Raw genomic sequence first — 23383 nt, 5'->3', positions numbered from 1 at the left:
ACCCCCACATGCAAATCCGGCACCCGTACCCCTCGATCCAGATTCAACTGCAAAATCTGCGCAAACGGCACCATCCTGCGAAACGCCGCATCCGACGGATACCAACGATCAATCAAGATAATGCTGTCAGCCGGCTGCTTGACCAACACATGCTGCGAGATCCAAGCCCGGCTATCCGCCAGGCGCTCACACACCGCCCATTCCAACTCCCGGCAGGGATCTCTGGCGAGTTTGTTGACGAGGGCCATGGTTTCCCCCCTAAAGGGATCACTCTTTTTCTCACACAGGCGGATGACCTTCTTGCCCTGGGCCCGCAGTTCTCGGGTAACGGCCTCCAACAACGTGGTTTTCCCGGCCCCCTTGGGCCCATCAAGCGCAACAAACAGCGGACGATTCATGCTTCAAACAACGATAAAAAAATTGGCGACCACTCTACCCCGATTTCTGCCTAGCCGAACCGTGGAATCGCCAACCCCAGGCTCTCGCGCAAGGTCGTGCCTTCATACGCCGTGCGATACACCCCGCGCTCTTGCAGCAACGGGATGACTTCCTGGGTGAACCGCGTGAATTGCTCCGGGTGCCCTATATAGATGTTGAACCCATCCACCGCGCGCGCTTCGAACCAATCGGCGATTTTCTGCGCGACGGTATCCGCCGAGCCTACGAACGCCCCAGGGCGCAGCTGTCGGCCGAATTCCACCGCTTGGCGTAGGGTGAAGCCTTTCTCCCGCGCCTGGTCGGCAATGCGTTTGGCGGCGGTGAAGAAGCTGCTGCGCGCGGCCTCCAGGCTCTCCTGGGGAAACGGTGCATCCAGGTCGTATTGGCTGAAATCATGCCAGCCAAAATTACGCCCAAACTCCTTAAGAGCCAGTTCAAAGCTGTGGTCGACCTGATGGTAATGCTGCTCGATTTCCCGGGCGTGGGCATCGCTGTCACCCACATAGATTTCAGCGCCGGGCATCACCAATAACTGTGATGGATCGCGGCCGTGTTGCAGCGCCCTGCCCTTTACATCCTGGTAAAACGCCTGGCCCTGTTCGATGCTCGCGGCGTGGGTGAAGATCACGTCCGCCGTGGCGGCGCCGAGGTCGCGGCCTTGTTCTGAGTCGCCGGCCTGGAAGATCACCGGTTGGCCTTGGGGCGAGCGTTGGATGTTCAGCGGGCCGACCACGGAAAAATGCTCGCCTTTGTGATCCAGGCTGTGCAGTTTGCTCGGGTCGAGGAACTGGCCGGTGGCGCGGTCGCGCACGAAGGCATCGTCTTCGTAGGAGTTCCACAGCCCTTGCACCACTTGCACGTGTTCGGCCGCGCGGCCGTAGCGTGTGTCGTAGTCGTAGTGCTCGTCACGGCTGTAGTTGCCCGCCGTGCCGGCATCGCCGCTGGTGACCACGTTCCAGCCGGCGCGGCCTTTGCTGATCAGGTCGAGGGAGGCCAGTCGCCGTGCGACGTTGTAGGGTGAGTTGTAGGAGGTCGTCAGTGTTCCCACCAGGCCCAAATGCCGGGTGCTCACCGCCAGCGCGGACAGCAGCGTCAGCGGCTCCAGGCGGTTGAGGTAGTGGGACGGCGAGCCCGGGGTGATGAACTGGCTGTCGACGATAAACATCAAGTCGAACAGTGCCGCCTCGGCCTGGCGGGCGATGTCGATGTACCAGTCGACGTTCACGCTGGCATCGGCCGGCAATTGCGGGTCAAGCCACAGGTTGTGGCGGCCCGGCCCGCCGCAGCCCATGGTCAGGGCGCCGAGTTTCAGCTGTCGTTTGCTCATGTGTGCGGTGTTCCTTGCGGCGTTCAGGGCTGGGTTTTGGCGACGGCGGGCTGTAAGGCGCCGGCAAAGGAGGCGTCGAACAGGCTGGCGGCGGCGTAGGACTTGACCAGGCCTTCGCTGGCGAAAAAGTCCACGGTCTTCTGCGCGTCTACCGGCGACTGGGCGGTGACCGGCTCAACCGTCGTGCGGGCGCGGGCAAACCAGGCGCGGGCGATGTCGGCGTCGGCGCGGGTGCGTTTGGCCCAGGCATCCGCATACGCGTCGGCGTTGGCCGGGTTCAGGCGTGTCCAGTCGCGGGCTTTTTTCAGGCGTTGGAGGAAATCACTGATCTGCGCGCGTTTGGTGTCCACGGCTTTGGTATTGGCCGCGATGTAGCTCTGGGCCGGGATCAAGCCGTCAGCCGTTGCCAGCACCCGCGCACCTTGGCGTTCCTGCTGGGTGACGTAGGGTTCCCAGGTGGCGATGACGTCCACCGAACCGCCTTCCAGCGCATGGGAAGCATCCAACGCACTGAGGTAACGGAACTCCAGCGAATCCCGAGCAACGCCGGCCTTGTCGAGTGCGGTCAGCAGCAATTGCTGGCTCCAGGAGCCTTTCCAGATCGCTGCGCGCTTGCCGGCAAGGTCCGCGAGGCTATGGATCGAGGATTCCTTTTTCACCAGAATGGCCACGCCGTCGAGGTTTTGCCGGGTGACGGCAATCACCTTGATCGGCGCGCCCAAGGCGCCGAGGAACAGCACCGGCGCATCGCCGAGCAAGCCGATGTCCAGGCTGTTGGCGTTCAGCGCCTCGGCCACCGGTGAACCAGCGGTAAATTGTTTCCACTCCAGGGTATAGGGCAGGTTATCCAATACCCCCGCTGCCTCCATGACAGCCTGAGCGTTGTAGCTTTGGTCGCCGACGGTCAGGGTCTGCGCCTGGGCCGTCAGGCTGAGCATCGCGCCAGCCAGGGCCGCCGCCAGTGTTGTCAGGTAACGCACATCAATCTCCAGATGCCTTCTCAGGCAGGTCAGGTCGATCCGCGCGCGCGGTCTCGGCAGTATTCACAAGGTGGACTACGATGAGGCCAGGATCGCGCCGTGTAAAATACCTATAATGCATAACCTAATTCTATAATAATGCGTTAGATGCATTTTCATCATCGGTGCACCCCACGGCACATTGCGCAGTGCCCGGCACCACCTACACTGATTTGAACCCGGTTTTCCCCGTGTCCTTTTCAGCGAGCCCGCCTGATGCAGATCGGCCTCCCTCGACAAGCCTCTCGCCTGGCCCCCTTGAGCCTGTTGTGTCTCGCCCTCGCCGCCTGCACCGTCGGCCCTGACTTCCAGCGCCCCGAGGTGCCCGCAGGCGCGGGCTATACAAAAGAAAACCTGACCCGCACCGACCATGCCGATATCGACCCCGGTGGCTCCGCACAACAGCTGGTCGAAGGAATGGACATCCCCGGGCAATGGTGGACGCTGTTCCGCTCGCCCGCGCTCAATGCGCTGGTTAAAGAAGCCTTGCGCGCCAACCCGGATGTCAGCGCCGCCCAGGCCGCGTTGCGCCAAGCCAACGAGTTGGTCTACGCCGACCAGGCGTCGCTGTTTCCTTCCGTCAGCGCCAATGCGTCGAAAACCCGCGAGAAGCTCTCCGGGGTACAGACCGGCAGCCCGTCGTCACCGATTCTCACGGTCAACTCGGCGTCATTGAGTGTGTCCTACGCCCCGGATGTGTTCGGCGGCACCCGCCGGCAAATCGAGTCCACCACGGCGCAAGCCGAGTACGAGCGCTTCCAGCTGGAGGCGACGTACCTGACGTTGACCGCCAATGTGGTCAATACCGCGATCAACCTGGCCTCCATCCGCGACCAGGTCGCCGCCACCGAAGCAATCATCCGCCTGCAAAGCGACCAGCTCGATCTGTTGCAGGCCCAGCGTCAACTCGGCGCCATCGGCAATACCGACGTGCTCACCCAGCAAACCACTCTGGCGCAAACCCGCGCGACGTTGCCACCGCTGCAAAAGCAGTTGGCACAAACCCGCAACCAGCTGATGGCGTACCTGGGCCGGTTTCCCAACCAGGACAGTGGCGAGGCGTTCAACCTCGCGTCCCTGCACCTGCCGCAAGAACTACCTGTCAGCCTGCCCTCGGCCCTCGTCGCCCAACGGCCTGATGTGCAATCGGCGCAAGCGCAGTTGCATCAGGCCAGCGCCAATATTGGCGTGGCCGTGGCCAACCAACTGCCGCAGTTCAGCATTACCGGGTCGCTGGGTTCCACGGTGGCCAGCGGCACCAAGCTGTTTTCGGCCGGCACCGGCGTGTGGAGCCTGGCCGGGGCGATTGCCCAGCCGATTTTTGATGCCGGCGCACTGGAACACCGCAAGCGCGCCGCCGTCGCCGCCTATGACGAGTCGGCCGCGCGCTATCGCGGCACCGTGCTTATCGCGTTCCAGGATGTGGCCAACGCTCTGCGCGCGCTGCAAGCCGATGCCGACGCGCTCAACCAGCAGGTGCTGGCCGAGCGTTCGGCGCAAGCCAACCTGGACCTGGTGCAAGCCCAGTTCAAGCTCGGCGCCGTGGCCTATATCAACCTGCTCACGGCCCAGCAAACCTACCAGAACACCGTGCTGGCGCGGGTTCGCGCGCAGGCGGCGCGGTACAGCGACACCACGGCGCTGTTCCAGGCCCTGGGCGGCGGCTGGTGGAACCGCAGCGACGTAGACCCCGGCACCGCAGGCCGCCCGGACCGCTTCGGCCTGCCCACCTGGCAAGAACTCCGGCCGCCCCACACGGCGGCGACTGAACCGACTCATTGATACAGCGAGAACCTCCATGGCCGACGTCCAGACTGCCTCTCCCCTGCCCCCGGCCCCGCGCAAGCGGCGGTTGTGGCGGCCCATGCTGATCATGGTCGTGGTGGTATTGGTGATTGTCGCGATCATTGCCGGGGTGAAATTCGTGCAGATCTCCGCGCTGATCGCCCAGTCCAAACAGCCCATGCCCGCCGCCGTGGTCACGGCGCTGCACGTGCCGTTCGAAGACTGGCAGCCCAGCGTCACCGCCGTCGGCTCGATCAAGGCCGTGCGCGGCGTGGATGTGACCACCGAGGTGGGCGGCATCGTACGCACCCTCGGCTTCAAGCCCGGGCAGGAAGTGGCGGCCCAGGCGCTGCTCGTGCAATTGAATGCCGACTCGGACATCGCCCAGCTGCACGCGCTGGAAGCCACCGCCGACCTGGCCGCCATCGTGCTCAAGCGCGACAAGGCGCAACTGGCGGTGAACGCGGTGTCCCAGGCCCTGGTGGACAGCGACACCGCCGACCTGAAGGCCAAGCTCGCCGCCGCCGAACAACAACGCGCCCTGGTGGAGAAAAAGTCCATCCGCGCGCCGTTTGCCGGGCGTATCGGCATTACCGGCGTCAACCCCGGCCAGTACCTCAACCCCGGTGACAAGATCGCCACGCTGCAAACCTTTGACCCCATCTACATCGACTTCACCGTGCCGCAGACCCAACTGGAAGCCATCGCCATCGGGCAAACCGTCGCCGTGACGGCGGACGGCCTGTCCAATCAAACCTTCACCGGGCGCATCACGACCCTCGACACCCAGTTCGACGCCACCACGCGCAACGTCACCGTCGAAGCCACCGTCGCCAACCCCAAGCAAAGCCTGGTGCCGGGGATGTTTGCCCGCGCCGTGGTCAACGCCGGCAGCCCGCAGCGCTACCTCACCGTGCCGCAGACCTCGGTGACCTACAACCCCTACGGCACCACCGTGTTCATCGCCACCGCGAGCAAGAACGACAAAGGTGAAGAAGTGCTCACGGCGCAACAGACCTTTATCAAGACCGGCCCGACCCGTGGCGACCAAGTGGCGATTGTGTCCGGAGTGAAGGAAGGCGACCTGTTGATCACCAGCGGCCAGATGAAGCTGAAAAATGGCTCGCCCGTGAAGATCGACAACAGCGCCGCGCCCTTGAACGACCCCGCCCCGACTCCCCAAGAACACTAAGGGTGCGCCATGAAATTCACCGACACCTTTATCTATCGACCGGTCTGGGCCGTGGTGGTCTCGCTGTTCATCCTGATCCTGGGGCTGCGCTCGATCTTTGAATTGCCGGTCAACCAATGGCCGCGCACGGAAAACACCGTGGTCACCATCACCACCGCCTACTACGGCGCCGACGCGTCTACCGTCGCCGGGTTTATCACCCAGCCGCTGGAATCGGCGATTGCCCAAGCCCAGGGCATCGACTACCTGTCGTCATCCAGTATCACCGGCGTGTCCACCATCACCGCGACCCTGCGGCTGAACTACGACGCCAGCAAGGCGCTCACCGAGATCAACACCCAGGTCAACTCGGTGAAGAACCAGTTGCCGGCGCAGGCCCAGGAACCGGTACTCACCGTGGCGGTCGGGCAAACCACCGACGCCATGTACCTGGGCTTCTACAGCGACACGCTGCCCACCAACAACATCACCGATTACCTGGTGCGCGTGGTCAAGCCCAAGCTGGACTCGGTGCAGGGCGTGCAAACCGCCGAGATCCTTGGCGGGCGCCAATTCGCCCTGCGCGCCTGGCTGGACCCGGACAAACTGGCGGCGCATAACGTCACCGCGCAGGATGTGGCCACCGCCCTGGCCAACAACAACTACCTGTCGGCCGTGGGTTCCACCCGTGGGCAAACGGTCACGGTGGACCTGACGGCCGGCACTGACCTGCACACGGTGGATGAATTCAAGCAACTGGTGATCAAGCAAAAAGGCGATGCCCTGGTGCACCTTGAGGACGTGGCCAACGTCACCCTCGGCGCCGAAAGCTACGACAGCAGCGTGGCGTTTTCCGGCAAGCGCTCGGTGTTCATCGGCATCAAGGTGGCGCCCAGTGCGAATATCCTGACCGTCGCCGACAGCGTGCGCGAGGCCTTCCCCGAGCTGCAAGCCCAACTGCCCGCCGGCGTGCGCGGCGAGATCGTGTATGACTCCACCGCCTTCATCAACACCTCGATTGTGGAAGTGGTGAAGACCCTGGCCGAAGCCATGGTGATTGTCTCGGTGGTGATCTACCTGTTCCTCGGCTCCTTCCGCGCAGTGATTGTGCCGCTGGTGGCGATCCCGCTGTCGTTGGTCGGGACGTTCTTTGTGATGTACCTGCTGGGTTACTCCATCAACCTGCTGACCCTGCTCGCCCTGGTGCTGGCGATCGGGCTGGTGGTGGATGACGCGATTATCGTGGTGGAAAACGTCGACCGGCATATCAAGGAGGAAGGCAAAGGCGTGCTGGAGGCTGCGCTGGTGGCGGCGCGGGAGCTGGGCGGGCCGATCCTGGCGATGACCGTGGTGCTGGTGGCCGCCTACGTGCCCATCGGCCTGCGCAGCGGCCTGACCGGGGCGTTGTTCAAGGAGTTCTGTTTCTCCCTGGCGGGCGCGGTGACCGTGTCCGCCGTGGTGGCGCTGACCCTGTCGCCGATGATGACCTCGCGCCTGTTCAAGCCCGGCCAGGAAGAAGGCCGCTTCGCCCGCCGCCTCGACGGCTATTTTGACTGGCTGCGCGGGCGCTATCACCGCATCTTGTCCGGCGGCCTGGATATCTGGCCGGTGCTGGTGACCTTTGGCTTTGTGCTGTTCCTGCTGGTGGCCGCCAGCGGCATGACGGCCAAGAGTGAACTGTCGCCCACCGAGGACCAGGGGCTGGTGTTCATGCAGATCAAGGGCCCGCCGACCGCCTCGCCGCAGCAGATGGAGCGCATTGCCGACCAGGCTTTCCAGATCGCCAACAAAGAGGCCGAGTACGCGCAAATGTTCCAGCTCACCGGCCTGCCTGCGCTCAACCAGGGCCTCGGCGGCGTGCTGCTCAAGTCCTGGGGCGACCGTACACGTTCCCAGGCCGAGCTGATCCTGGACTTGCAGCAAAAATGGAACCAGGTGCCGGGCGCGACCATCGCGGCGTTCCCCTTGCCGTCGCTGCCGGGCGCCCAGGGTCTGCCGGTGCAGTTCGTGATCACCACCACCGACTCCGTGGAAAACCTCAACGAAGTCGCCGAGGCGGTGATGGCCGAGGCGCAGAAACAACAGCTGTTCTGGTTCGCCGACATGGACCTCAAACTGGACAAACCCCAAGCGCGGCTGGTGGTCGACCGGGAAAAAATCGCCGCCCTCGGCATGACCCAGGCCGACGTCGGCGCCGCACTGTCCGCCGCCTTGGGCGGCAACTACGTGAACTACTTCTCCACCGCCGGGCGCTCGTACAAAGTCATCCCCCAGGTGTTGCAGGTGGACCGCCTCAACCCGGAGCAGATTCTCGACTACTACATCCGCACACCTGGCGGCGCGATGATCCCGGCGCGCACCGTGGCGCATATCGAAACCTCGACGCAACCGGAGTCGATCAACCACTTCCAGCAACTCAACTCGGCGACCCTGGCGGGCGTGAGTGGCGTGGCCCAGGGCGAACTGCTGGGCAAGCTGAACGCGATCCTCAACAACATCGCGCCGTCGGGCTACACCTCGGATTTCGCCGGCGAATCCCGGCAGTTCATCCAGGAATCCGGTGGCTTCGTCGGCCTGTTGCTGTTCTCGATCCTGATCGTCTACCTGGCGCTGGCCTTCCAGTTCGAGAGCTTTCGCGACCCGGTGGTGATCCTCTTTTCCGTGCCGCCCGCGCTGTTTGGTGCGCTGGCGTTTATCACCATGGGCTTCGCCTCGATCAACGTGTACACCCAGGTCGGCCTGGTGACACTGCTGGGCTTGATTACCAAGCACGGTATCTTGATCGTGCAATTCGCCAACGAACTGCAACGGGCCGGCCGCAGCAAACGTGAAGCGATTGAAGAGGCGGCGGCGGTACGTTTGCGCCCGATCCTGATGACCACCGCCGCGATGGTGCTGGGCGTGGCGCCGCTGGTCTGGGCCTCGGGCGCCGGGGCTGCGGGGCGGCATGACATGGGCCTGGTGATCTTCAGCGGGCTGTCGATCGGCACCTTGCTCACCCTGTTTATGGTGCCGGCGATGTATATGTTTATCGGCGCCACTCACGCCCACGCTGCTGAATCGGTGCAGCACCCTATGTGAATTGCGCATGGGCCATTCTTAAACGTCATAATCCTACCTTTTCCTACATGGTAATCTGCCACGTCCACCCACAGGCATTGATCGTATGCAGTCAATGGCCCCACCAGGAAAGATCATGCCGAAAAAGTCCCACACAGCCCTGCGCCGTAATTTCCGTGAACTGCTGGCAACGCCTGCGTGCGTTGAAACCGCTTCTGTCTTTGACCCGATGTCTGCCCGCATCGCCGCCGACCTGGGCTTCGAAGTCGGCATCCTGGGCGGTTCCGTCGCCTCCCTGCAAGTATTGGCAGCCCCCGACTTTGCCCTGATCACCCTGAGTGAATTCGTCGAGCAGGCCACCCGCATCGGCCGCGTCGCCCAACTGCCGTTCATTGCCGACGCCGACCACGGCTACGGTAACGCCCTCAACGTGATGCGTACCGTCGAAGAACTTGAGCGTGCCGGCGTGGCCGCGTTGACGATTGAAGACACCTTGCTGCCGGCGCAATTCGGGCGCAAATCCACCGACCTGATTTCCATCGAGGAAGGCATCGGCAAAGTGCGCGCCGCCCTGGAAGCACGGGTTGACCCTGAGCTGTCGATCATTGCCCGTACCAACGCCGGCGTGTTGCCCACCGAAGCGGTGATCGAACGCACCCTGGCCTATCAAAAAGCCGGTGCGGATGGGATCTGCATGGTTGGCGTCAGCGACTTCGAACACCTGGAAAAGATCGCCGAACACCTCACCGTGCCGTTGATGCTGGTGACCTACGGCAACCCGAAACTGAACGACGCTGCACGCTTGGCCAGCCTTGGCGTACGTGTAGTGGTGGCCGGTCACGGTGCCTACTTCGCGGCGATCAAAGCCACCTACGACAGCCTGCGCGCCCAGCGCCAGCTGACCCACAGCACTTCCAACCTCAGCGCTACCGAACTGACGCACACCTACACGTTGCCCGAGAACTACGTGGCGTGGGCGAAAGAGTTCATGGATGTAAAAGAGTAGTCCTTACCTGCCAGGTAAGCGGTGAATGCCCTCCTACTGCCTTGGGCTCACCGCCACCGTTGGCATGGCGTCAGTTACCCCGCTTCCCCCCTCTTAAAAGTCATAACGCGCCGTTGCGCCCAGCGTCCGCGGAGTGCCCAGCACCCCGGTATAAGCGCCGTTTGGCGAGTTCCACAGTGTGGTGTAGTAGGTCTTGTCGAAGGCATTTTTCAGCCACAGCGACAGGTCCCATTGCCCATCCCCCCAATTCCCCCGCACTCCCGTGGACAGGTTGACCAACCCGTAACCCGGCAATTGGGCTTCGCGCGAATCGTCCACCGTACCCACCGCATGGGAGCGCCACGCATAGTTGCCGTTCACATACGGCTGCAAACCGTTATTCATCTGCCATTGATAACTGGCGCTGGTGTTGTAGATCCATTTCGACGCCCCGACCACCGCGTGCCCACTCAAATCACAGGCAGCGGGCGCTCCCGGGCGCAGGGCGACTTCGGCCGGGCACGGCGCGTCCTCGTAAGACAGGTAGCGCACGTCATTCCATGAACCATTCACGCTGACCGTCAGGCCCCGCAGCGGCCGCCAATTGCTTTCCAGCTCCAGGCCACGGCTGCGCACGGTGCCCGCGTTGGTCAGGTAGCTGGTGAGGTTGGCGTCGTCGTAGGCATTGGTCTGGTAGCCGTGCACCACCGTCCAGAACAGGTTGGCGTTGAGCAACAGGCGCTGGTCGAGCAAGGTGGTCTTGACCCCCAGCTCGGCATCGTTGGCGCGTTCGCTGCCGATCAACAACGAGTCGGCCCCAGCGACCGGTGCACTGGCCACACTGAGGTTGACCCCACCGGACTTCTCGCCGTGGGACAACGACGCGTACGCCAGTACGTTCTCGTCTACCTGCCAGGCGAGACTGGCCAGCGCCGAGGGGCTGAAGCTGTAGAGGCTCAAGTCCCCGGAGTCATACGCGCCGAGCCGCCCGGCCCTGGCCCCCGCCGCAGCCCCCGTGACCGCAGCACCGCCCACCGGCGCGTTGCGCGTCACCTGCGCCAACTTGCGTTCATAGGTGCCGCGCACGCCGAGGATGAAGTCCAGCGCGGGCGTCAAATGCCAGGTGCCTTGGGCAAACGTGGCAAAGCTGTCGGTATCCACCGTGCCATGCCCCACGCTGCTGACATCGTTCAGCGCGCCTTGGGCGGTGCCGTTCCAGGTGTCGGCCAGCGGGCCGTAATCAGTGAACACGGTGTTGCGCATCTCTTGGCGGAAGTAATACGCGCCCAGCACATAGTCAAAGTGTTCGCCCACCGGCGAGGCCAGGCGCAGTTCCTGGGAGTATTGCTTGTCGCGGGCGGATTGACCGACGTTGTGCATGACCTCGACGTTCAGTTCGTCATCGTTGCGCGGGGTAAAATCCCACCAGCGATAGGCGCTGATGGAGGTCAGCGTGTAGTCGCTGGGCAAGGTCCAGTTGGCTTCCAGCGAGGTGCCGCCCTGGAACACCTTGACGCTCTGGCCGGCGTCCAGATTGACGCGGCGCCCGCTCACCAAGGTCGCGCCCACGGCGGCGGCGCGCTGCTCGTAGCGGTTGACGCCGTTGATCGTCGGCCCGGTGCTGAACAGCGAACGGGTGCCGGCGCTGGAGTCTTCTTCGTGGTAGTCGGCGATCCAGCGCAGGTTGAAATCCGTGTTGGGCTGGAACAGCAACTGTGTGCGAAAACCCTGGCGTTGTCCGCCGCCGAGGGTGTGGCCGTTGTATTGGTTCTCGACGTAGCCGTTTTCATGGGTGCGATACAGCGCAATCCGCCCGGCCAAGGTGTCGTTGAGCGGGCCGGAAAGACTCGCCTGGGTTTGCACGTAACCGTCCTCGCCCAGTGAAGTGGCGAGGCTGCCCTGCGGGGTAAACGTGGGGCGCCGCGTGGTGATGTTCAGCACACCCGCCGTAGTGTTCTTGCCAAACAAGGTGCCTTGGGGCCCGCGCAGCAGTTCGATCTGCTCGACATCCAGCAGGTCGAACACCGCCATGCCTGGGCGACCGAGATATACGTTGTCGAGGTAGATCCCGGCGCTGCCCTCCAGGCCGTCGCTGGCCGGGTTGTTGCCCAGCCCGCGAATCGACAGGCTGGATTGGCGCGCATGCATAAACGCCACGTTGATGCTGGGCATCGCCTGCTGCACATCCTGCAAGCGATACAGGCGTTGCTCCTCCAGGGTTTGCGCGCCGAGCACGCTCATGGCCACGGGGACGTGCTGGGCGTCTTCGCTGCGCCGGCGCGACTCCACCGTCACCGCTTGCAGCACGGTATCGGCGGGTTCAGGTAACGTCTCGGCCGCTGCCGGCAGGCCTTGGATCAGCGCGCAAACGCCCAGTGCAGCCACGCGCAAAGGGCGCGAATAAAGCAGAATCATCGGTGGTTCCTTATTGCTGGGATGAGTCGATACTTCGCTGCGCGTGGCCTGCGTGAGCGTGATCGTTGCGGGGTTGGGTCAGTCGCGCAGCCAGGGGATGTCCTGGCGCTGGTAACGGTGCGCGCGGAAGATCGCGTTGTTTTCCCCCGGCAAGTAGCGGCGCGAGGCTGCATCGGGATAGGTGGCGAAGTGCGGGTTGACGTACTCCCACACCACGTCACCGGCCGGAGTGACTTCGAACAAACGGCCGAAGTTGGCCTCGGTCACCAGGGTATTGCCGTTGTGCAGGCGCTGGGCGCCGCCCATGAACGGCGTGAAGAAGGCGTAGCCCGGCGTGTCGGCGTATTGCCACACGATGCGCTGTTGCTGCGGGTCGATTTCGAGGATGCGCGAGTGCGGCATGCTGATGTGCGGGCGGGAAATGCCGTTGTCGAACACCAGGATGTTGCCGTTCTCCAGCTCGCTCGGGCAGTGCTGCTGCGCCACCAGGTCGTGCCCGAGGCGCCATAGCACCTCGCCGCTGCCACGCTGGACGGCAATCACCGACGACACGCTGCGCAGGCTGAGGATGACTTTGCCGTCGCGGCCCGGCGAGACGGCGTTGGTCATCGGCCAGTGGTAACGCTCGAACGTCGCGTGCAGGGGGTAATCCTCAGGCAGCAGGTGTTCCCAGCTGCGCCACTCCCACACCACCTGGCCCTGGCGGTCGACTTCCTTGACTACATCGGCATAGATCACCCCACCGGCCGCCTCGCTGCCGGGAATGCCGCCGACCACACGGCTGGCCAGTGCCGCGCTGAGGGGCTCGACGGTGGTGTACAGCAGGTTGCCGTTGTCCAGCCATTGGGCATCGTGGTGGTGCAGCAGGTCGGTGTGCTGCCACACCACTTCACCTTCGGGAGTCACTTCGCTGAACGCACCGCCGTGCCAAACCGACCAGCCGGGGAACAGCTCCGGGGAGTCCGGGTGGTTGCCGTTGTAGCCGAGGTTACCGTTGGCCAGGATCACCGCGTCGCGGCCCGGGCGTTGGGGCAGCTTCCAGCGGTGGACGACCTCGCCATCGAGGTCGACCAGGAACACGTTGCCGTCGGCCGTTTGCGGCGCGAACAAGGTGTAGCCGCCGGCGCTGCGGGCGTGGTCGACGGCGATCAGGCCGGTCTTCTGGCGCTTGAGGGTGGTGCTGTGCATGGCTTTTCTCCGGGTGCAGGAACCCCTGCCGGCGGCACACCGGCAAGGTCAAACGTAGGGATCAGTTAGGTGGTAGGAAGGTGTTGAAGCGCGTGTCGAAGATCTGCCCGACGTCCAGCGGGCGCGGGATCACCCGTTCGACGGCGAATAGGTCGGCCAGTCGCTGCTGCAAGGCGATGACCGCTGGATCAATCGGCACGTAACGCAAGTTCTGGTGAGCAAGCATGTCGCGGACCAAGGCGAGCGGCAGCCGTGTGGTCTGCGCGAACACCTCGGCCCACGCATCCGGGTTGGCCGTGGCCCAGGCTTGCGCGCGGGCAAGCCTGGCGAGCAAATCGCCGGCTTCGGCGGCGCGCTGTGGGTCGGCCAGCGCCTTGAGGCTCGCCAGGGTGAAGTTCTGCCCGGTTTCCGGCCAGGCGCCGCCGTCTACCAATACGCGGGCGCCCCGGGAGGTGGCCTGGCCGACAAAGGGGTACCACACCGACCAGGCGTCGAGCCGGCCGCTGGCAAACGCGGTTTGCGCGTCGAGCGGGCTGACGTAGGCAATGTTCACATCCCGCGTCGTCAACCCGGCCTGGTGCAACGCCGCCAACAACAGGTAATGCCCGCTGGTGCCTTTGGCCACGGCCACGCGCTGGCCCTTGAGGTCGGCGACACGCTGCACGGTGGAACCTTGCGGCAGCAACAGCGCATTGTTGTTCTGCGCCCCGCTCGCCACGCCAATGATGCGCACATCAAAACCACCGGCCTGGGCAAACACCGGCGGCGCATTGCCAACCACGCCGATATCAATGGCACCCGCGCTCAGCGCCTCCAGCAGCGTGGTGCCGGCGTTGAACGGATGCCACACCAGCGCGGCCGGCAGGTCCTTGTCTTCCCCGGACGCATGCAGCATGGCCTGGATCAGACCGCTCTGGTCACCGACCTTTAGCGCCGCCGACACCGGCTGCACCATGAACAGCGTCGCCAGGCACGCCAACCCAGCCAGGCGGCGCAGTACGGGATGCTTGGCAGCGTCAGGTTTTAGCGTCATTGTCGTGCCCTCATTTTTGCGTTGAACCCAGTATGTCGAGGCACGCCGTGACGCTCCATGCCAAACACCCCTCCTTTACTGCCACACCGGACAACGGCGTGCGCACGGTCGTCGTGCTGGCGTTCGATGACTTGCTGCTGCTGAACGCGGCGGGCCCGCTGGAGGTGTTTGCGGCGATTCCGCGCCTGTTGGGCGGTGCGGCGCCGTATCGGCTGCTGTTGGCTTCGCCGCAGGGGGGCACGATTACGTCCGTGTCGGGGATCAGCGCCAACACCCTGTCACTAGCGCAGATCGACGGGCAGGCGCCGCTGATCGACACCTTGATTGTCGCAGGCGGCCCCGGCATGGCCGCGCTGGAGGCCAACGAGCAGGCGTGCGCCTGGTTGCAGCGGCGCGCAGCACAGATCCGCCGGCTGTGCTCGATCGGCACCGGAGCGTTTGCGTTGGCCGCTGCCGGCTTGCTGGATGGGCGCAAGGTGGTCACCCACTGGAAATTTGCCGATGAATTGCAGGCGCGCTACCCCAAGGTGATCTGCCAGACCGACGTGCTGTACCTGCACGACGGCAACCTGTGGACCTGTGGCGGCGCCACCGCCGGCATCGACCTGGCCCTCGGGCTGGTGGAACAGGACCTTGGCGCCGAGGCCGCGCTGTCATTGGCGCGTTACTTCACGGTGTTCCTGTGGCGTTCGGGTGAACAGGCGCAGCTGAGTGCTTCGCTGAATGCGCAGTCCACGGCCCTGCGTACCGATCCCGATGTGCGCCTGGCGCGCTTGCATGCGTGGATTGCGGGGAACTTGAACGGTGATCTGCGGGTAGAACGCTTGGCCGAGCAATTCGGCATGAGCCCCCGCCACTTTGCCCGGGCCTACGTCGCCGCCACGGGCGATACGCCGGCGCAAGCGGTGGAGAGCCTGCGTCTGGAGGCCGCTTGCCGGGTGCTGGCGACCACCAACGAGCCGATCAAGCGGATTGCCGAAACGGTGGGCTTTGGTCGAGAAGAACGCATGCGCCGGGCGTTTCAAAAACAACTGGGCACCAGCCCGCTCGGTTATCGCACGCAGATGAAGGCTGCGCCCGCCAGCCAGCCGCCGTTCCCGATGGGTATCGCCTTACACGGCTTGGCGCACTAAGCTCCTCAACTTAAAACTATTCCAACAAAAAAAACCGCCGCAGAGTCTGCGGCGGCAACCAAAGGATTTTTGTCGAAGCAGAGCGGCTAAGACAGGTCCCACGCTACACCCTGCGACGCATGAATAACGTGAAGTTTAATTAATCGAGTTTCATCCTTTGCCTGGCTGTAGCCCCCGCAAACTGGGCTTAGAATCAACTTCGGCAACCACGCCGACCACAATAAAAAACCGTAACGCCCACCTTGTAAAACTCTGCCGATCATACGTTTTGCGCCATTTAAAAAGTGCAGTGTTTCTGTGCGCGCGTTTACTACCCGGGGAAGTGAATACCATGATTAAGCAATCGAGCCTGTTAGCACTGGCGGTGTGTGCCGGTATCAGTCAAATGGCCTTTGCCGAGTCCGTGACGGACCAGGCCGATGCCAAGGGGTTTATCGAAGGCAGCAGCATTACCGGGCTGTTGCGCAACTACTACATGGACCGCGACCGCCAAAGCGGCAAGGCCGATAACCGCGACTGGACCCAAGGCGCCATGCTCAACTACGCCTCGGGCTTCACCCAGGGCACCATTGGCTTCGGTGTCGATGCCTACGCCTACGGCGGATTGAAGCTGGACGCCACCCACGCCGATGCCGGCACCGGCAACTTGCCCACCGATCGCCATGGCGACCCGGAAAACGCCTACGGTTCCGTGGGCGCAGCCGTGAAGGTGAAGATCTCCAAGACCGAGCTGAAATTCGGTGACATGCAGCCCACCGCCCCCGTCTTCGCCACCGGTGGCACGCGCCTGCTACCGCAGACCGCCACCGGTTTCGACCTGACCAGCAGCGAAATCGCCGGCCTCGACCTGGAAGCCGGGCACTTCACCAGCACCAACAGCGGCATGACCAGCAACCATGACCACGATATCTACGCGACCTACGCCAACGTCCCCGCCAACAGCGCGAGTTTTGTCGGCGGCAAATACGCCTTCACCCCGAACCTGAGTGCCACCTTGTATGCGGGCGAGCTGGAAGATATCTGGCGCCAGTACTATACCAACCTCAACTACGTGATCCCGTTGCCCCATGACCAGTCGCTGGCCCTGGACGGCAACCTGTACCGCACCCTCGACACCGGCAGCGCCAAGGCCGGGGCGATCAACAACACCACCTACTCGCTGGCGGCGGCCTATTCGTTCTTGCAGGCCCACACGCTGACGCTGTCGTTCCAGAAAGTGCATGGCGACACGCCGTTTGACTACATCGGCACCGGCAACAACGGCGCGGGCGAAGGCGGCGACTCGGTGTTCCTCGCCAACTCGGTGCAGTGGGGCGACTTCAACGGCCCGGGCGAACAGTCCTGGGGCATTCGATATGACCTGAACATGGCCAGTTACGGCGTACCCGGCCTGAGCTTCATGAGCCGCTACATCAACGGCTCGGACATCGATGGCACACACACGCCGGAGCACAGCGCCTACGTCAACGACTATGGCTCGGAAGGCGCGCACCACGAGACCGACGTGGAAGCCAAATACGTGATCCAGAGCGGCCCGGCGAAGAACCTGTCGCTGCGGGTGCGTGATGCCATCGTCTCGTCGAATGCCGACCAGGGCGATGGCAAGTTGAACGAGCTACGGCTGATCGTCGATTACCCGTTTACCTTGCTGTAGTTTGCCCCTGCGGTCATTTTCGCGGACCATGGGCGCCTTTCTTATACCTGCCAATGAGAGGCGCCCATGGCCAACCACGACCTGTCCTACACCCCCGATCCGGATGCCGACTCGATTTCTTCCGACGTTGTCGGTTTCAACGGCATCCTGGTCTCCACCCAGATCCCGACCCGCGCCGACGGTAGCCTGGAACTGGGCGACATCACCCTGCAAAGCGAATGCACCTTGCAAGCGCTGAAAGTCGCCTTGGAAAAGGCCGGCAGCTCCATGGACCGGGTGATGCATTTGACCATCTACCTGACGGACATGGCTGATCGTGCGGCGTTCAATGACGTCTATAAGCGCTTCTTTGCCAAGCCGTGGCCGGTGCGGGCGGCGGTGGGCGTTGCTTCCCTGGCTGTTGAAGGCATGCGCGTGGAAGTCACTGCAATGGCCGCAAAAGCCTAAGCCAGACACAGTCTGAAAATGTGGGAGCGGGCTTGCCCGCGATTGCGGTGGTTCAGTGAATATATCTTTGACTGACACACCGCAATCGCGGGCAAGCCCGCTCCCACATGGGATCTCATTGGCTCCAGCGCCCTGTGGTAGGTGCCCCCCCAGCGTTTCACAGCTACAATGCGCGCCTCAACCGTGACAAGCCTGACTAAAAAAACTATGTCCTTGCCCAAGCATCACCTTGAATTGCTCAGCCCTGCCCGCGATGTGGCCATCGCGCGCGAGGCGATCCTGCATGGCGCCGACGCCATCTACATCGGCGGCCCAAGCTTCGGCGCCCGCCACAATGCGTGCAACGACGTGAGCGACATCGCGTCACTGGTGGAATTCGCCCGCCGTTACCACGCCCGAGTGTTCACCACCATCAACACCATTCTGCATGACAATGAACTGGAACCCGCGCGCAAGCTGATCCATCAGCTCTACGACGCCGGTGTCGACGCGTTGATCGTGCAAGACCTGGGCGTGATGGAGCTGGATATTCCGCCCATCGAGCTGCACGCCAGCACCCAGACCGACATCCGCACCCTGGGCCGCGCGAAGTTTCTCGACCAGGCCGGTTTCTCCCAGTTGGTATTGGCCCGTGAGCTGAACCTGCAAGAGATCCGCGCCATCGCCGACGAAACCGATGCCGCCATCGAGTTCTTTATCCACGGCGCCCTGTGCGTGGCGTTCTCCGGGCAGTGCAATATCTCCCACGCGCAGAACGGCCGTAGCGCCAACCGTGGCGATTGCTCCCAGGCCTGCCGCCTGCCGTACACCTTGAAAGATGACCAGGGCCGCGTCGTGGCCTTTGAAAAGCACCTGCTGTCGATGAAAGACAACAACCAGAGCGCCAACATTCGCGCGCTGGTCGAAGCCGGCGTCCGTTCGTTCAAGATCGAGGGTCGCTACAAGGACATGGGCTACGTGAAGAACATCACGTCCTACTACCGCCAGCGCCTCGACGACGTGCTTGAGGACCGCCCGGACCTGGCCCGTGCCTCCAGCGGGCGCACCGTGCATTTCTTCCTGCCCGACCCGGAAAAAACCTTCCACCGTGGCAGCACCGACTATTTCGTCACCGACCGCAAGGTCGATATCGGCGCCTTCGACACCCCGACCTTCACCGGCCTGCCAGTGGGTGTGGTGGAAAAAGCCGGCAAGCGCGACTTGCAGGTGGTGACCCATGAGCCGCTGTCCAACGGCGACGGCCTCAATGTGCTGGTGAAACGCGAAGTGGTGGGTTTCCGCGCCAACATCGCCGAGCCCAAGGGCGAATTCGAGGAAGACGGCGAGAAGCGCTACCGCTACCGCGTCGAGCCGAACGAAATGCCGGCCGGCCTGCACCAGCTGCGTCCGAACCATCCGCTGAACCGCAACCTCGACCACAACTGGCAACAGGCGCTGCTCAAGACCTCATCCGAGCGCCGTATCGGCCTGACCTGGGCCGCACGCCTGCGTGAAGAACAGCTGGAAGTCACCGCCACCAGCGAAGAAGGCATCAGCGCCAGCGTCACCCTGCCCGGCCCATTCGGCGTGGCCAACAAGCCGGAACAGGCGCTCGACACCCTGCGCGACCTGCTCGGCCAACTGGGCACCACCGAATACCACGCCACCGACATCCAGCTGGATGCGCCGCAGGCGTTCTTCATCCCCAACTCGCAGCTCAAGGCCTTGCGCCGCGAAGTGATCGAAGCGCTGACCGCCGCCCGTGTCGCCGCGCACCCGCGTGGTGGGCGTAAAGCCGAAACCACGCCGCCGCCGGTGTACCCGGAAGCGCATCTGTCGTTCCTGGCCAACGTCTACAACCAGAAGGCCCGTGACTTCTACTACCGTCACGGCGTGAAGCTGATCGACGCCGCCTTCGAAGCCCACGAAGAAACCGGCGAAGTGCCGGTGATGATCACCAAGCACTGCCTGCGTTTCTCGTTCAACCTGTGCCCGAAACAGGCCAAGGGTGTCACGGGCGTGAAGACCAAGGTCGCGCCGATGCAGTTGATCCATGGCGATGAAGTGCTGACCCTGAAGTTCGACTGCAAACCCTGCGAGATGCACGTGGTGGGCAAGATCAAGGGGCATATCCTCGGCCTGCCGCAACCGGGCAGCGCAGTGGAGCACTTCAACCCGGAAAACATCATTTTCCAGGGTACGCACTGACCCTCTGGGAGCGGGGCCACCACCAGCCCCGCTGCAACCCCGCCGCGGCCAACAGAATCGCCACCACCCCCAGCCATTGTTGCCAGCCCAGGCGATGCCCGAAGGCGATCCAATCGACGAAGATCGCCGCAATCGGGTAGATAAAGGACAAGGCGCCGGTCAATGCGGTCGGCAATTTCTGGATCGCGCCGTACAACAACACATACATCACACCGGTGTGCACCACACCCAGGGTGACCAGTGCCGCCCAGGCAGTGGGCGCCACGGGCACGCTGCCCCATGGCACCATTGGCGCCAGCAACACGGCGCCGGTGATCACCTGGATCAGCGCCATCAGATGGGGCGGTACGTCTTTCAAGCGTTTGATAATCAGCGCGGCAATCGCGTACAAAAACGCTGCACCCAACGCCAACGCGATGCCCGCCAGGTAATCCCCACCGCTCTGCTGCGAGCCATGGGCGGTCACAATCGCCAACATCCCGATAAACGCCACGCTCAACCACGTGAGTTTCTGCACAGTGATCTTCTCGCCGAGAAACACCGCCGCCAGCATCACCAACATGAACGGCTGCACGTTGTACACCGCCGTGCTGATGGCGATGGACGCGTGGGAATAGGATTCGAACAGCAGCAGCCAATTACCGACAATGGCCACGCCACTGAGCATTGCCAGCCCGAGCGTGGTCCTACTCAGCAGGTCCACGCGCAGGTAACCCAACACGGCGCACACCAGCAGCAAGGCCAGCCCGCCGATCACGCAGCGCCAGAACACCACCTCGATCACCGACACGCCTGACACCAGCACGAACCAGCCAATGGTCCCCGAAATCAGCATGGCGGCGACCATTTCCCACGAACCGCGACGGATGGATGTATCCACGATTGATGCTCCTCAAGTGAGGCTCAATTATGGCAATCTGCTAGGGAGCGCCTCCAGCGACTAAAAAAGGCCGGAACCCCGTATTACCTTTTCTTATTAGGCAAACACCATGATCGACAGCATCGACCAGCAACTGATCGCCGCCTTGATGGACGATTCGCGTCTGTCCCTCAAGGCCCTGGCGGGCATTACCGGGCTGTCATCGCCCAGCGTCGGCGAACGCCTGCGTCGCCTCGAAGAGCGCGGCGTGCTGACCCACTACACCGTGGACATCGACGCCAAACACTTCGGCTACCTGCTGCAAGCCATCGTGCGCATTCGTCCGTTGCCGGGGAAGTTGCAGGAGGTTGAGCGGCAGATCCAGGCCATCCCTGAGTTCACCGAGTGCGACAAGGTCACCGGCGATGACTGCTTTATCGCGCGCCTGCATGTGCGCACCATGGAACAGCTGGACACCCTGCTCGACCGGCTCAATGTGTATGCCGAGACCAACACGGCCATTGTCAAGAAAACCCCGGTGAAACGGCGCTTGCCGCCGCTGGGTGGCGGGGATTGAGTGTTTGGCAGGCAGATCGAGGTGACCTCATCGCAGGCAAGCCAGCTCCCACATTTTGACTATGTGAACCCGATCAAGTGTGGGAGCTGGCTTGCCTGCGATGACGGCAGAAAGGCCAATAAAGCCCCTCAGTCGTGCAGCGCCTGCGTGATCAACTTATCGAGGGATGAAACGTTTCACCTTGCAACTATGACGACACATTCAATTTGCCCACCTTTCTATCCAATTGAAGGTATCTCGCAAAAACCAAGACATCAAAACGCCACAATCTCTGCTACTGTCCAATGACCTCATCTCCTCCTCGTCGCCTCACCGCGATCTTCTGTGAGCATGCTCTGCGCCCTCGTCGGCTGACGAGGGCGGGCCTGAACCTCATGGAATACCCCCGCGATGGACACACCTTTACCCGGCCCCGCGCAATCACGCGCCGAAAAGATCGTCGAGTTCAAACGCCAGAAAACCCTGCTCAAGGCCGGCGCCTTGCAGGATGCCATCTTCAACAGCGCGTACTTTTCCAGCATCGCCACTGACGAAAAAGGCGTGATCCAGATCTTCAACGTCGGCGCCGAACGCATGCTTGGCTATGCCGCTGCCGACGTGGTCAATCGCATCACCCCGGCCGATATCTCCGACCCCGTAGAACTGATCACCCGCGCCGCCGCCCTCAGTCAGGAGCTCGACACGCCCATCACCCCAGGCTTCGAAGCCTTGGTGTTCAAGGCCTCCCGGGGCATCGAAGACATCTACGAGCTGACCTATATCCGCAAAGACGGCAGCCGCCTGTCCGCGATGGTCTCGGTGACCGCCCTGCGCAACCGCCATGACACCATCATCGGGTACCTGCTGATCGGCACCGACAACACCGCACGCAAGCAGGAAGAAGCCCAGCGCAAAGGCTTTGAACGCGCCCTGGAAGAAAAGAACCTGGAACTGGAACACGCCAGCCACATGAAGTCCGAGTTTCTCGCCACCATGTCCCACGAACTGCGCACGCCGTTGAATGCGGTGATCGGCTTTTCCGAGGCGCTCAAGGACGGGCTGGTGGGTGACATGAGCGAGACACAGCGCGAATACATCGGCGATATTTTCACCAGCGGCCAGCACTTGCTGTCGTTGATCAACGACATTCTCGACTTGTCCAAGGTCGAGGCCGGGATGATGGAGCTGGAACTGGAAGCGGCAGAGCTGTCGGGATTGTTGGCCAACAGTTTGCTGATCGTGCGTGAGAAGGCGGCGTTGCAGCAGATCCAGTTGAAGCTGGACAGCCCGGATGACTTCGGCACCCTGGCGCTGGACCTGCGCAAGACCAAACAGATCATCTACAACCTGTTGGCCAATGCGGTGAAGTTCAGCGAACACGGCAGTTGCGTGACGTTGGCGGTGCGCGAGGTCAAGCGTGATCAAGTCGGCAAGGTCCCGGGCGATTGGCCGGTGCGCGGCTTTGACGTGCCGCCAGGCGAGCATCAGGCGTTTTTGCAGTTCAACGTCAGCGACACGGGGCTGGGCATTGCAGAAGACGACATGGGCAAGCTGTTCAAGGCCTTCAGCCAGATCGACAGCAGCCTGGCACGCAAATTCGAAGGCACCGGCCTGGGGCTGGCGATGGTCAAGCAACTGGCCGACCTGCATGGCGGCAGCGTCGCCGTGGCCAGCCGCGAGGGTCTGGGCGCACGGTTTGTGGTGTGGCTGCCGCTGCTGCGCACCGCCGCCATGGAGGGCCCATGGCCGATATCCTGATCATCGAAGACAACGAAGCCAATATGCGCCTGGCGCGCTTGCTGCTGACCAACGCCGGACACAGCGTGCGCTGGGCCGCCGATGCGGAAAGCGGCCTGACCCTGGCCCGCGACCACCAGCCGGCGCTGATCCTGATGGACATCCAACTGCCGGGCATGGACGGCCTGGCCGCCACCGCCCTGCTCAAGCATGACCCGCTTACCGCACACATCCCAGTGATCGCCCTGACCGCCATGGCAATGAAGGAAGACCGCGAAAAAACCCGCCTGGCCGGCTGCGACGCCTATGTGATCAAGCCCTTGCGCTACAAAGAGCTGTATCAGGTGATCGACGCGCTGCTTAACCAACCCCCACTCAGATGAGTCCCC

The 23383-nt window shown here is 63.1% G+C and carries 18 protein-coding genes; 11 read left to right on the top strand and 7 right to left on the bottom strand.

What is annotated here, in order from left to right:
• The 3 genes from J1G37_RS13300 to J1G37_RS13290 all read right to left on the bottom strand — a co-directional run.
• A partial coding sequence (locus tag J1G37_RS13300; protein ID WP_207042278.1) for a dTMP kinase occupies positions 1 to 398 on the bottom strand: 398 nt, incomplete at its 3' end.
• A gap of 50 nt (positions 399 to 448) precedes the next feature.
• Positions 449 to 1765, bottom strand: a complete 1317-nt coding sequence (locus J1G37_RS13295) for an LLM class flavin-dependent oxidoreductase (RefSeq protein WP_207042277.1) — start codon at positions 1763 to 1765, stop codon at positions 449 to 451.
• Between the two features lie 23 nt (positions 1766 to 1788).
• Complete coding sequence (locus J1G37_RS13290) at positions 1789 to 2745, bottom strand: ABC transporter substrate-binding protein (protein WP_207042276.1); 957 nt, start codon at positions 2743 to 2745, stop codon at positions 1789 to 1791.
• A 255-nt stretch (positions 2746 to 3000) separates the two neighbouring features.
• On the opposite strand from J1G37_RS13290, the gene J1G37_RS13285 reads away from it, so the two are divergent.
• The 4 genes from J1G37_RS13285 (at position 3001) to J1G37_RS13270 (ending at position 9806) form a co-directional block, all read left to right on the top strand.
• Entirely contained in the window at positions 3001 to 4566 is a 1566-nt protein-coding gene (locus J1G37_RS13285; RefSeq protein WP_207042275.1) for an efflux transporter outer membrane subunit, read from the top strand.
• A gap of 16 nt (positions 4567 to 4582) precedes the next feature.
• Positions 4583 to 5761, top strand: coding sequence for an efflux RND transporter periplasmic adaptor subunit (locus tag J1G37_RS13280; RefSeq protein ID WP_207042273.1), 1179 nt, complete (start codon positions 4583 to 4585; stop codon positions 5759 to 5761).
• Between the two features lie 9 nt (positions 5762 to 5770).
• Positions 5771 to 8821, top strand: a complete 3051-nt coding sequence (locus J1G37_RS13275; RefSeq protein ID WP_207042272.1) for an efflux RND transporter permease subunit — start codon at positions 5771 to 5773, stop codon at positions 8819 to 8821.
• Between the two features lie 115 nt (positions 8822 to 8936).
• Positions 8937 to 9806 (top strand): oxaloacetate decarboxylase, encoded by an 870-nt coding sequence (locus J1G37_RS13270; protein WP_207042271.1) that lies wholly within the window; start codon positions 8937 to 8939, stop codon positions 9804 to 9806.
• Between the two features lie 93 nt (positions 9807 to 9899).
• Here J1G37_RS13270 and J1G37_RS13265 read toward each other — a convergent pair whose 3' ends face one another.
• The 3 genes from J1G37_RS13265 to J1G37_RS13255 form a co-directional block, all read right to left on the bottom strand.
• Positions 9900 to 12200: a TonB-dependent receptor gene (locus tag J1G37_RS13265; protein WP_207042270.1), complete on the bottom strand. Its 2301-nt coding sequence runs from the start codon at positions 12198 to 12200 to the stop codon at positions 9900 to 9902.
• 78 nt (positions 12201 to 12278) lie between these two features.
• Complete coding sequence (locus J1G37_RS13260; protein WP_207042269.1) at positions 12279 to 13388, bottom strand: aryl-sulfate sulfotransferase; 1110 nt, start codon at positions 13386 to 13388, stop codon at positions 12279 to 12281.
• A gap of 61 nt (positions 13389 to 13449) precedes the next feature.
• Complete coding sequence (locus J1G37_RS13255; protein ID WP_207042268.1) at positions 13450 to 14421, bottom strand: ABC transporter substrate-binding protein; 972 nt, start codon at positions 14419 to 14421, stop codon at positions 13450 to 13452.
• A 47-nt stretch (positions 14422 to 14468) separates the two neighbouring features.
• On the opposite strand from J1G37_RS13255, the gene J1G37_RS13250 reads away from it, so the two are divergent.
• From J1G37_RS13250 to J1G37_RS13235, 4 genes are all read left to right on the top strand, one after another.
• On the top strand, positions 14469 to 15554 hold the full coding sequence (locus tag J1G37_RS13250; RefSeq protein WP_347402343.1) for a helix-turn-helix domain-containing protein: 1086 nt from the start codon (positions 14469 to 14471) through the stop codon (positions 15552 to 15554).
• A 331-nt stretch (positions 15555 to 15885) separates the two neighbouring features.
• On the top strand, positions 15886 to 17208 hold the full coding sequence (locus J1G37_RS13245) for an OprD family porin (protein WP_207042266.1): 1323 nt from the start codon (positions 15886 to 15888) through the stop codon (positions 17206 to 17208).
• Positions 17209 to 17274: 66 nt separating this feature from the next.
• Positions 17275 to 17655: a RidA family protein gene (locus J1G37_RS13240; RefSeq protein WP_207042265.1), complete on the top strand. Its 381-nt coding sequence runs from the start codon at positions 17275 to 17277 to the stop codon at positions 17653 to 17655.
• A 207-nt stretch (positions 17656 to 17862) separates the two neighbouring features.
• The gene (locus tag J1G37_RS13235; protein WP_017738168.1) at positions 17863 to 19842 is read left to right on the top strand and encodes a U32 family peptidase; all 1980 of its coding nucleotides are present in this window, start codon (positions 17863 to 17865) and stop codon (positions 19840 to 19842) included.
• Here the strand turns inward: J1G37_RS13235 and J1G37_RS13230 are convergent.
• A complete protein-coding gene (locus tag J1G37_RS13230; protein WP_207042262.1) occupies positions 19820 to 20722 on the bottom strand; it encodes a DMT family transporter in 903 nt (300 codons plus the stop codon). The two genes, J1G37_RS13235 and J1G37_RS13230, sit on opposite strands and share 23 nt — an antisense overlap.
• A 109-nt stretch (positions 20723 to 20831) precedes the next feature.
• On the opposite strand from J1G37_RS13230, the gene J1G37_RS13225 reads away from it, so the two are divergent.
• The 3 genes from J1G37_RS13225 to J1G37_RS13215 all read left to right on the top strand — a co-directional run bounded on the left by J1G37_RS13225 (position 20832) and on the right by J1G37_RS13215 (position 23377).
• Positions 20832 to 21278 (top strand): Lrp/AsnC family transcriptional regulator, encoded by a 447-nt coding sequence (locus tag J1G37_RS13225; RefSeq protein ID WP_124524783.1) that lies wholly within the window; start codon positions 20832 to 20834, stop codon positions 21276 to 21278.
• A gap of 390 nt (positions 21279 to 21668) precedes the next feature.
• Positions 21669 to 23015 carry a histidine kinase dimerization/phospho-acceptor domain-containing protein gene (locus J1G37_RS13220; protein WP_207042260.1) on the top strand — a complete coding sequence of 449 codons (1347 nt, stop codon included), beginning with the start codon at positions 21669 to 21671 and terminating at the stop codon, positions 23013 to 23015.
• The gene (locus tag J1G37_RS13215; protein ID WP_207042259.1) at positions 23000 to 23377 is read left to right on the top strand and encodes a response regulator; all 378 of its coding nucleotides are present in this window, start codon (positions 23000 to 23002) and stop codon (positions 23375 to 23377) included. The genes J1G37_RS13220 and J1G37_RS13215 overlap by 16 nt, the downstream gene beginning before the upstream one ends.
• Positions 23378 to 23383 lie beyond the last annotated feature (6 nt).

Source organism: Pseudomonas sp. Marseille-Q1929 (assembly GCF_017316265.1).
Taxonomy (GTDB): Bacteria; Pseudomonadota; Gammaproteobacteria; order Pseudomonadales; family Pseudomonadaceae; genus Aquipseudomonas.
Note: the sequence above shows the minus strand (reverse complement) of the source record. Positions and strands in the feature narration are given on the sequence as shown.